This window comes from Occallatibacter sp. (assembly GCF_049510455.1).
Lineage (GTDB): Bacteria > Acidobacteriota > Terriglobia > Terriglobales > Acidobacteriaceae > Telmatobacter.
The window spans coordinates 1-10,155 of sequence record NZ_JBEKYX010000125.1; the positions used below are offsets into that span (position 1 = coordinate 1).

The 10,155-nt window shown below is 59.4% G+C and carries 7 protein-coding genes, 1 tRNA gene and 1 pseudogene; 7 read left to right on the plus strand and 2 right to left on the minus strand.

The window, feature by feature from the left end:
- Nucleotides 1–170: pseudogene (locus tag ABSG47_RS18545) on the minus strand (ribulokinase); the annotation flags it as partial.
- Between the two features lie 222 nt (nucleotides 171–392).
- Nucleotides 393–1,439, minus strand: coding sequence for a LacI family DNA-binding transcriptional regulator (locus tag ABSG47_RS18550; RefSeq protein ID WP_424171288.1), 1,047 nt, complete (start codon nucleotides 1,437–1,439; stop codon nucleotides 393–395).
- A gap of 397 nt (nucleotides 1,440–1,836) precedes the next feature.
- On the opposite strand from ABSG47_RS18550, the gene ABSG47_RS18555 reads away from it, so the two are divergent.
- From ABSG47_RS18555 to ABSG47_RS18585, 7 genes are all read left to right on the plus strand, one after another.
- Nucleotides 1,837–3,216 carry an FAD-containing oxidoreductase gene (locus ABSG47_RS18555; protein WP_424171290.1) on the plus strand — a complete coding sequence of 460 codons (1,380 nt, stop codon included), beginning with the start codon at nucleotides 1,837–1,839 and terminating at the stop codon, nucleotides 3,214–3,216.
- A 22-nt stretch (nucleotides 3,217–3,238) separates the two neighbouring features.
- Nucleotides 3,239–4,669 (plus strand): deoxyribodipyrimidine photo-lyase, encoded by a 1,431-nt coding sequence (locus ABSG47_RS18560; protein ID WP_424171291.1) that lies wholly within the window; start codon nucleotides 3,239–3,241, stop codon nucleotides 4,667–4,669.
- Between the two features lie 35 nt (nucleotides 4,670–4,704).
- Nucleotides 4,705–4,789: transfer RNA gene (locus tag ABSG47_RS18565), tRNA-Leu, on the plus strand.
- A 29-nt stretch (nucleotides 4,790–4,818) separates the two neighbouring features.
- A complete protein-coding gene (locus tag ABSG47_RS18570; RefSeq protein WP_424171293.1) occupies nucleotides 4,819–5,133 on the plus strand; it encodes a DUF3467 domain-containing protein in 315 nt (104 codons plus the stop codon).
- 19 nt (nucleotides 5,134–5,152) lie between these two features.
- On the plus strand, nucleotides 5,153–6,778 hold the full coding sequence (locus ABSG47_RS18575) for a glycosyltransferase family 39 protein (RefSeq protein ID WP_424171295.1): 1,626 nt from the start codon (nucleotides 5,153–5,155) through the stop codon (nucleotides 6,776–6,778).
- 21 nt (nucleotides 6,779–6,799) lie between these two features.
- Nucleotides 6,800–8,419, plus strand: coding sequence for a tetratricopeptide repeat protein (locus ABSG47_RS18580; protein WP_424171297.1), 1,620 nt, complete (start codon nucleotides 6,800–6,802; stop codon nucleotides 8,417–8,419).
- A 127-nt stretch (nucleotides 8,420–8,546) separates the two neighbouring features.
- Nucleotides 8,547–9,866, plus strand: a complete 1,320-nt coding sequence (locus ABSG47_RS18585; protein ID WP_424171299.1) for an NfeD family protein — start codon at nucleotides 8,547–8,549, stop codon at nucleotides 9,864–9,866.
- The last annotated feature ends 289 nt before the right edge of the window (nucleotides 9,867–10,155 follow it).

A 10,155-nucleotide genomic window follows, 5' to 3' on the forward strand; every position in this document is an offset into this window, starting at 1 on the left:
ACCAGCGCGTTCATCTGGTCCGCATGAGACTGGGTCGCGAAATTCGGATCCTCTTTCTTTCGCTTCAGCGGATAGGAAGCAGCAGCGGTGCCAAGGCGACCGCGATCACGTTCCAGAAGCGTGACACGCACACTCAACGTTCCAAAATCAACACCGGCGACAACTTCCATCTGCGATGCTCCTCAATCGACTGCATTTAACCTTCTATTGGACGGCCAACTCCTGGACCGGGACGCCTCGGATCATCCCTCAATAACATCCGCATCATACGGAATCGACCGATCATTAGCAAACGTTTTCCCAGCCCATTACACATAGCCCTCCATATAGAATTTGCGCTGCCGGAACACTGCCCGATGCGTCGATCCCGCTCTGCGCCTTCTCAGCGCAATTTAGTTTACTGCGCGCTTCCTGTGCGAGTCGGTGGAAAGATCCCGCATCGCACCCGGTGGATACCCCGTCGACTCCCGCACCACGAGCTGCGTGTCAATGCTGTATTCCCGCTGAGGCGCCGTGTTCTCAACGTGAGATCGAAGCGCAGTCACCGCTGCGCGGGCCAGATCCACCCGCGACATTTGTATCGAGGTAAGCGGCGGAATCATCACGCGCGCCATCTGTACGTCGTCAAATCCAATCACCGAAAGATCATCAGGTACACGCAGCCCAGCCCTGTACACCTTGTGCAACACGCCAATCGCCGTCATGTCGTTCGAGCACATCACCGCTGTCGGAAGCCGACTCCCGGCCAGCAACTGCTCTGTCGCCCGAATTCCGCCCTCCAGCATGTGATCGCCTTCAATGATCCATTCGGGCTGCGGTGGGATGCCGCATTCCCGCAGCGACTGAGTAAAGGCTTCAAGACGAGCATGGGCCGAGCTCAGCCGCCCAGGGCCAGAGATGAATCCGATATTTCTATGACCAAGAGCCGCCAGATGCTGCACACCTTGACGAATTCCATGATGATAATCCACCTTCAGCAAGCTCACTTGCGAGCTGTTCGGACCGCTGTCAATAAAAACTAGAGGTACGTTGCGCTCAGCCAGTTGCTCAAGAAGCGGTTCTTCAATGCCGAAGGTCATCACGGCCACGCCCTCGACCTTGCGCTCAAGCATGCGCCGAATGCAAAGCTCCCAGCGCTTGGGATCGTAGTTGGTTGAACTGACCAGGATCTCGTAGCCATTTTCAACCGCCACATCTTCAAATCCCTGTATCAGCTCAGGAAAAAACGGATTGGTAATTTCGGAAACAATCAGACCGAAAACGCCGCTTCGTCCTGAGACAAGAGCCCGTGCCTGCGTATTCGGAAAGTAATTAAGCTCGCGAATTGCATCCCATACTCGCTTCGCCATCTTGGCGTTGACCGTGGGAACGCGGTTGATGGTTCTCGAAACAGTGGCAACGGAGACATTCGCCCGTTCAGCTACGGTGCGTATGTCCATCAAACCGCTTTTGGAGCCAGGACTCCGTCTTGGCTTTGGCATAAGGATTAACCGACTGGCGAGAATGCGTTTTCAGAATAGGAGCAATCCCAAAAAATATCAACCTCAATAGGTTGTTCCTGGCAGCACATGGAAACAACATCTATTTTCAGATTCCCGAGAAAATGTTTACCAATCCGAAGCGCAATGGTTATTGACCTATGCCAGAGCAACTGCATGACCCCAGCAGGCATCCGATTTCCAATGTTCGCAATCATTTTGCATTTCCTGCAGCGGCGACGCTAGCGATTCAAGTTATAGTGGACGGGCCACCTGCTCCTGCAACCTTTCGGTTGATTGAGGCAGAGGCATTCGATTTCAAATAAATTCTGCTCGCAAATCCTCGGGTGAAAATCCAATGACATCACGCTTCGACTCAATCGTGATTGGCGCCGGTCAGGCTGGTCCAACTCTCTCATCACGTCTTGTAGCCGCCGGAGAAAAAGTTGCCCTCATTGAAAAGGGCTGGCTTGGCGGAACCTGTGTCAATGTCGGATGCACGCCGACCAAAGCACTCGTCGCCAACGCGAGAGCCATTCAACAAACGCGCCGTGGCGATGAAATGGGATTCAGTATTCCGGGCGACGTGGCTATCAACATGCCCCACATCAAGGCGCGCACGCAGGAAATCGTTCTGAAATCAAGAAGCGGCCTCGAAAAATGGCTCGGAGAAATGGAGCATCTCACTCTGCTCAGAGGCACAGCCTCCTTCGTCTCCAGCCACACACTCCAGGTCAACGGTGAGCACTACGAAGCAGACAAAATCTTCCTCAACGTCGGCGCACGCCCTACCATCCCAAATCTACCCGGAGTCGATTCCGTTCCATACCTCACCAGTACAACCATTCTTGATCTCGACACAATCCCTGAACATCTTGTAGTAGTCGGCGGAAGCTACGTTGGCCTGGAGTTCGCGCAAATCTTCCGCCGTCTCGGAGCAAAGGTAACTGTCGTCGAGCGCGGCTCCAGGCTCGTCTCCCATGAAGACCTTGACGTCAGTGATGCTGTCGCCAAAGTGCTCACCAGCGAAGGAATCGATCTGCGCCTCGATGCGGAATGCATCCGGCTGGAGCGGGCAGATGAAAAAGTTCTCGTGCATGTTTCCTGCCACACTGACCCACCAACTGTCACAGCCTCGCACGTGCTTCTCGCAGTGGGCCGCACGCCGAACAACGATCTACTCGCACTCGACAAGGCAGGAATTCAGCTCGACCCTCACGGATACATTCAGGTAGATGATCAGCTTCGCACAAATGTCACAGGCATCTGGGCTCTTGGCGATTGCAACGGACACGGCGCGTTCACACACACCTCCTATAACGACTATGAAATCGTGGCCGCAAATCTACTCGACGGAGACTCTCGCAAACTCAGCGACCGCATCCCCGTTCACGCTCTCTATATTGATCCGCCGCTGGGACAAATCGGCATGACTGAAGAGCAGGTGCGAAAGACCGGAAAGCCCGCGCTCATTGGCACCCGCGCCATGACCCGCGTCGCTCGCGCCACGGAACGAGGCGAGACACAGGGCTTCATCAAGATTCTCGTCGATAAAGAGTCCCAGCTTATCCTCGGCGCATCCATCCTCGGCACTGAAGCCGATGAAGCAATCCATTGCATTCTTACGGCCATGTACGCGCGCAAACCTATATCACTCTTACAGCGCTCCATGCACATACATCCCACCATTGCTGAACTCATTCCAACAACAGCACAAGATTTGAAGCAGCTTCAATAGTCCTCCTTGCTGAACTCTACTTATGCCAAAAGCGAGCCCGCTGCCGGAACCTCTGCTCTCCCGCGCGCAAGACCCGCGTGTCACCGTGCGCCGCGCAGGCTCTCCACTCAAAGACGGCAAGTGCATCGTCTACTGGATGCAGCGCGCCCAGCGCGCTTTAGACAATCCTGCACTCGATCTCGCTATCGCTCTCGGCAACGAGCTCAACCTTCCCGTCATCGTCGTTCTCTCCATCATTGCCAACTATCCCAACGCCAATCTTCGCCACTACGCATTCTTGAGCCAGGGGCTTGCGGACATTGAAGCCGACCTCGCCGAGCGCAACGTCGCCTTCATCGTTCGCCGCCCACCGGACAATCAGCTCGAAAAATTCCTTCAGGAGGTCGATGCCGCGCTTCTCATCGGCGATGAAAACCACTGCCGCGAACCCGAGCGCTGGCGCAAAGTTCTCGCCCGCCGCCTCACTCTACCCTTTCTCACCGTCGACGCCGACGTCGTTGTCCCCTCAAGTCTCTTCGACAAACACTTTTACGCGCTTCACATCTTCAAGCCGCGCCTCTTCGCGCATCTGCCCACATACCTCGTCCCGCAGCCCAATCTCAAAGCCACTCACTCCTGGCTCATTCCAAAGAATTTCCTCCGCTACGATCTCCAAGGCGACATTACCAAAGGCTGGACAAGCCTCGACCGCTCCGTCCAACCTGTCGACACCTTCACAGGCGGAACGCACGCCGCTCTTGGCCGCCTTAAACACTTCGTCTCCAGCCTGCTTCACGCGTATCCGGAAAAACGCAACCATCCCGAGTTCGACGGCACCAGTTGCCTCTCGCCATACCTGCACTTCGGCCACATCAGCCCCATCACTATTACCCTCGCCGCACAGCGCGCAGTAAAGCAGGGCAAAGCCACCGCTGCTGCCTGTGAAATCTTCCTCGGCGAGCTCATCGGCTGGCGCGAGCTCTCCGTAAACTTCGTCAAATTCGTTCCCAATTACGATTCCCTTGACTGCGCCCCCGACTGGGCCGCCAAAACCCTCCGCGAGCATGCCAGTGACCCTCGCCCCACGCTCTACACCCTCAAAGAAATGGAGCAGGGCCGCACGCACGACGATCTCTGGAACGCCGCGCAACTCCAGATGGTCCACTACGGCTGGATGCACAACCGCATGCGCATGTACTGGGCCAAGAAAATCCTCGAGTGGTCCCCATCGCCCCATCTGGCCTACCAGCACGCCGTCCTCTTGAATGACCGCTACGAACTAGATGGCCGCGATCCCAACGGCTATAGCGGAATCGCCTGGTCCATCGCCGGCGTCCATGACCGCCCCTGGTTTGACCGCCCCATCTTCGGCACCATCCGTTACATGTCCGGCCAATCCACCGGCAAAAAATTCAACTCCCGCCGCTATATCGAAAACGTAGCCGCAGGCCGCTGGCGCGGCGACTCCGAATAACTCTCCGCGTACAATGGAAACAAAGGCCCACCCATGCGGAAGTGGTGAAATGGCAAACACACCAGCCTTAGGAGCTGGCGCCCAAAAGGCTTAGGGGTTCAAGTCCCCTCTTCCGCACCAATCCTGCCCAGCCGCGATAATCTGTATCCATGAGCGCCCCGCAACAACCCAAAATCACCGTCACCCCCTCGCCTGACTTCCGCGAAAACTACGCCAACAGCGTCCAGGTCCGCGTCTCCGTCTGGGACTTCCAGCTTTTCTTCGGCCTCGCGTCCTCTGACGCACCCGATGAAGTCACCATCCGCAATCATCAGGCCATCTTCCTCAGCCCGCAGCAGGCTAAAGCCCTCTCGAATCTCCTCGCCCAGAACCTCGCCCAATACGAACAGGCCTTCGGCGAAATCAACCTTGAGCCGCAAAACCCAAACCTGCCTGTCAATTTCCCGCAGGGCCCCGTCAATTAGTCCCCGAGGATCAGTACGCGTGAGCCGGAAACCATCACTCATCCCGCGAGCTTTGGAGCCACGACTCAACGCGCCCTTCCCCCTCTGGATGATCTTCCCCGTCCTCTTCGTCGCCCTCTACGTCACCCACTTCAACCTCCTCCGCCTGCCCTACTACTGGGACGAGGCTGGCTACTACATCCCCGCCGCGTGGGATTTCTTCCGCACCGGCTCCCTCATCCCCACCTCCACACTCACCAACGCGCACCCGCCTCTGCCCAGCATCTATCTCGCCCTCTGGTGGAAGGCCTCCGGATTTGTCCCCGCCGTCACCCGCCAGGCCGTAGTCCTCGTTGCCGCTCTAGCTCTACTCGCTATCTGGCGGCTCGTCATGCGTCTCTGCGGCAACGGCCTTATCGCCTTCACCACGGTCGCTCTCACCGCGCTCTATCCCATCTGGTTCGCCCAATCCACTCTCGCGCACGCCGACATCTTCGCCGCCGCCTGCACTCTCTGGGGCCTAGTCTATTCGCTGCCCAATACCAATCGCCGCCCCCTCGTAGCAGCAGCCTGGTTCTCCGCTGCCGCCTTGTGCAAAGAAACAGCGATCCTCATCCCGCTCAGCCTCGCCGCACTCGCTCTATGGCAGGCCTTCCGCAACTCGGCCACACGCAACACCCTCTTGCGCGAAGCCGCATGGCTCCTCACACCCATCTTGCCTCTCGCCGCCTGGTACGCTTACCACTACTCCCGCACCGGCTTTCTCTTCGGCAACCCCGAATTCCTCCGCTACAACGCCCAGGCCAATCTCACTCCATTACGCTTCCTCGCCGCCCTCGCCCATCGCGTTCTGCACCTCACAGCGCACATGAACATGTTCGTGCCCGTCCTGCTCGGTTTCGCTGCTCTGCTCATGCCTCCACGCTCCAACGCCGACGGCACTCCTTACCCCAGCCTCAGCGCATCCGTCCGAAACCGCATTCTCATCCTCCTCGCCGCCAACGCCATCCTCTTCAGCCTCCTCGGCGGCGCGCTGCTCTGCCGCTATCTCCTGCCGATGTATCCGCTCGTCCTGCTTCTCGCCATCACCGCCATCTACCGCCGCGTCCGCTGGTGGCCCGTCCTCGCGCTTCTCTCCGCCGCCGCCTTCATCGCCGGACTCTTCATCAATCCTCCCTACGGCTTCGCGCCGGAAGACAATCTCGCTTACGCCCGCATGATCCGCCTCCATCAGGCAGCCATCCGCCGCATCCAGGCCCAATACCTCGATTCCACTGTCCTATCCGCATGGCCGGCCACCGATGAGCTCAGTAAACCCGAGCTCGGCTACGTCAAAGCCCCTTTTGACGTCTTTCCCATTGAGGACTTCTCTTCCGCGCAGATCACCCGCGCCGCCGCCACTCCGGAAAGCTACTCCACCGCCCTCGTCTTCTCCACCAAGATCGATCCGCCCCCGCTCATCACCCTCGGTCCCCTCAGCCATCAGCTTGACGAGCAATACTTCGGCCTCCATCACGACCTCTCCCCTGAAGCTATCGCCCACCAGCTCCACGGAGCCCTCGTCTGGCAACAAGATGATCATCAAGGCCAATGGGCCGCCATCATTCGCTTCCAGCGCCAATATGACGCAAAGTCTCTCAATCCCTTTAGCCTTCCACTCCCCTAGCCCTTCTATAATTTCCCCATCGTGTTGTCACTTCGTTCGCATCTCCGGCAGGCTCTTTTTCTCGCCGCTACCATTGCATTTTTCATAGCCCCAGCGGCCCATTCCCAAGTCACCGCGGATGCCGCCAACCCTCGCAGCCGCATCCTTCTCGTTCTCCCCTTTGACAACGGCTCCAATCAGCCCAACATCGAGTGGATCCGCGAAGCCGCACCGGAAATCCTCACATCGCGCCTCACTGCCGCCGGCTTCTCACCCCTCAGCCGCACAGACCGCCGCTACGCCCTCGACCACCTCGGCTTCCCGCAAGCCTTCCATCCCTCCCGCGCTACCTCCATCAAGCTCGCGCAAACCCTCGACGCGGAAGCCATCGTCGCCGGCGAATACACCATCTCCGGTTCCACCCTCACCGCCACCGCCCGCATCGTCGATGTCCCGCACCTCCGCATCTCCCAGCCCGTCACCGCCAGCGGAGACATCCACTCCCTCGTCTCCGTCTTCGACACCCTCACCTGGGAACTAAGCCGCCAGCTCGATCCTGCTTTTCCCATCAGCGAAGAGGCATTCGTCGCCGCCGGAGCCAATCTTCAGCTCGATGCATTCGAGCAGTACATCCGTGGCATCTCTGAAGCCGACCAGACTGAGCGCATCCATCACCTTGAGGCCGCCGTCAAGCTCAACCCCAGCTTCCCTGCCGCATGGATGGCTCTTGGCCGCGAAGACTTCGCCAACCAGCAGTATGAGCAGTCCGCCGATGCCTTCGCCAAAGTCACCGCCCTGTCGCCAAACGCCGCTCCCGATACCCTCGAAGCCTCCTTCTACCGCGGCCTCTCGCTCCTCTATACCGGCAACTACGCCGCCGCCGAAACCGCCTTCACGGAGGTTTCCCGCGTCCTTCCGCTCGCCCCCGTGCTCAACAATCAGGGAGTCGCCGTCAGCCGTCAGAACCATGACGCCACCGCGCTCTTTCGCCAGGCCGTCACCGCCGACCCCAACACTCCCGACTACCACTTCAATCTCGCCGTCAGCCTCCGCAGCCACGGCGACACAAACGGCGCCTCCGCCGAGCTAGCCCAGTACCTCAAGCTCCGCCCCACAGACTCTGAGGCCCTGGCGCTCGACGCCGTCCTCCGCCCGCCATCCAGCGCACAGCCCGCCCCAGCCCCCGTCCAGCCACTCGAGCGTATTGTCCGCACCTTTGACGCTTCTGCCTTCCGCCAGGCCGCCGTCATGATGGACCAGATGCAGTCCGCGCGCTTTGATGCTCTCGCGCCCGACCAGCGCGCCCAGGCTCTCGTCCTCCGCGCCCGCGACTATCTCTCCCGCGGCCTCTTGCTTGAATCCGAACGCCTCTTCCGTGAAGCCGCCTCCGCCGATACCCGCCTCGCCGACGCCCATGAAGGCCTCGCGGAAGTCCGCGAGCGCTCCGGCGACACAAACGGCGCACGCGCCGAAGCTCTCGCCTCCATCCAGCTCAAGCCCTCCGCTGAAGCCTACCTCGTCCTCGCCCGCATCGATCTTGCCGCAGGCCAGTACGACGACGCCTCTCGCAACGCCAACTTCGCCATCCAGTTCGATCCGAAAAGCATGTCAGCCCGCGACCTCCTCCGCCAGATCGACCTCAAACGCACCCAGTCCAAATAGCTATCCACCCCGCCAAATTGGATGGAATAAAAATCGAGTGTCATTCTGAACGCAGCCGTTCTTCAGGCGGGAGTGAAAGACCTGCTGCTTTTCAGCTATCCTTAAGCGTTATTCAGGAGGCATCACCGTGCTTCACACCCTCCGCAAACTCGCTGTTGCTTTTTCTATTCCCTGTTCCCTATTCCCTGTCCCCTTGCTTTTATCCCAATCCCCCCACCAACAACCCCTCGTCGACAAATTCACCCTCGCCGACACTATCCAGCCTGTCACCGCCGGCCAGCTCGACCGCGCCCTCGCTCGAGCCTCCGCAGACAACGCTGCCGCCCTGCTCATCGAGCTCGACACCCCCGGCGGCCTCGTCGATTCCATGCGCTCCATGACTGGCGCCATCCTTACCTCGCGCGTCCCTGTCATCATTTATGTCGCCCCTGCTGGCGCGCGCGCCGGCTCCGCCGGCTTCTTCCTCCTTGAATCCGCAGACATCGCCGCCATGGCCCCCGGAACCAACGCCGGAGCCGCACACGTCGTCTTCGAGTCCGGCCAGCCCGACCCCATCTTGTCTCAGAAAGTCGAGAATGACGCGGAAGCGTTCATGCGCTCTTACGCCGCCAAACGCGGCCGCAACCAGGACGCCGCCATCGCCGCCGTCAAAGACTCGCACGCTTACTCCGCTGAAGAAGCTCTCGCACAGGGCCTAATCGACCTCACCGCTGCCTCCGACGCCGACCTCATCGCCAAACTCGACGGCCGCGTCATTACCCGCATGGACGGCAGCAAGCTCACCCTCCACCTCGCCAACGCCCGCATTCAGAATCTTGAGCCCACTCTCCGAGAAAATCTTCTCGACTGGCTCATCAATCCCAACATTGCCTTGATGCTTCTCGTCGGCGGCGCGCTTCTCATCTATCTCGAATTCAACACGCCCGGAACCATCGTCCCCGGCGCGCTCGGCGCGCTCATGGTTCTGCTCGGCGTCTTCGCGCTCAACCTGCTTCCCATCCGTTACACCGCTGTCATGCTCCTCGTCGCCGCCGTCATCTTGCTCGTCCTCGAAGCCAAATTCGGCGGCCACGGCGCACTCGCCATCGCAGGCACCCTAAGCCTGGTCCTCGGCATGATGACTCTCGTCGCATCGCCCATCCCGCAGCTCGATGTCCACCCCTGGCTCGCCCTGTCGATCGGCATCGCCTTCGGCCTCATTACCGTCTTCCTGCTGCGCCTCGCCGTCCGCGCCCGCCGTCGTAAAACCCTCATCGGCGTTGAAGCCCTCATCGGCCACATCGCCTCCGCCATGGAACCGCTCGCTCCCGCCGGCCACATTCTCGTCGAAGGTGAAATCTGGCGCGCCATTGCCAATAATCTCAGCGAGCCCATCCCCACCGGCGCACCCGTCCGCGTCACAGGCCACAACGACAACCTTCTACTGGTCACTCCCGTGGGCCACTAGGGCATCTCTCCCGAAGGTATAAAGTTCGGACGCCCCAGCCTGGCCGCGTATTCGTTTTAGCGGCCAGGCAGGGATCGCTCCACAGCAAGAGGAGAACTGCTCTTTTCCCTTTTCCCTTTCTTTCCCCATTACCAAAGTCCACCACCCTTTCGTAACCCCACCTCTTTCAGAAACTTTGCATGCAATTAACCCCATTTATGCTTTACTCAGAATCAGCAGAAGAAAGAGCTACGGCCCGAATCCCAAAAAGGATTCGGGCCGTAGCTCTTTCAAGGCAGCCCAGAAATTT

What these genes read in the sequence shown, in the direction of transcription:
- ABSG47_RS18550 (WP_424171288.1), bottom strand. Translation starts at nt 1,439, where the DNA reads ATGGACATACGCACCGTAGCTGAACGGGCGAATGTCTCCGTTGCCACT.
- ABSG47_RS18555 (WP_424171290.1), top strand. Translation starts at nt 1,837, where the DNA reads ATGACATCACGCTTCGACTCAATCGTGATTGGCGCCGGTCAGGCTGGT.
- ABSG47_RS18560 (WP_424171291.1), top strand. Translation starts at nt 3,239, where the DNA reads ATGCCAAAAGCGAGCCCGCTGCCGGAACCTCTGCTCTCCCGCGCGCAA.
- ABSG47_RS18570 (WP_424171293.1), top strand. Translation starts at nt 4,819, where the DNA reads ATGAGCGCCCCGCAACAACCCAAAATCACCGTCACCCCCTCGCCTGAC.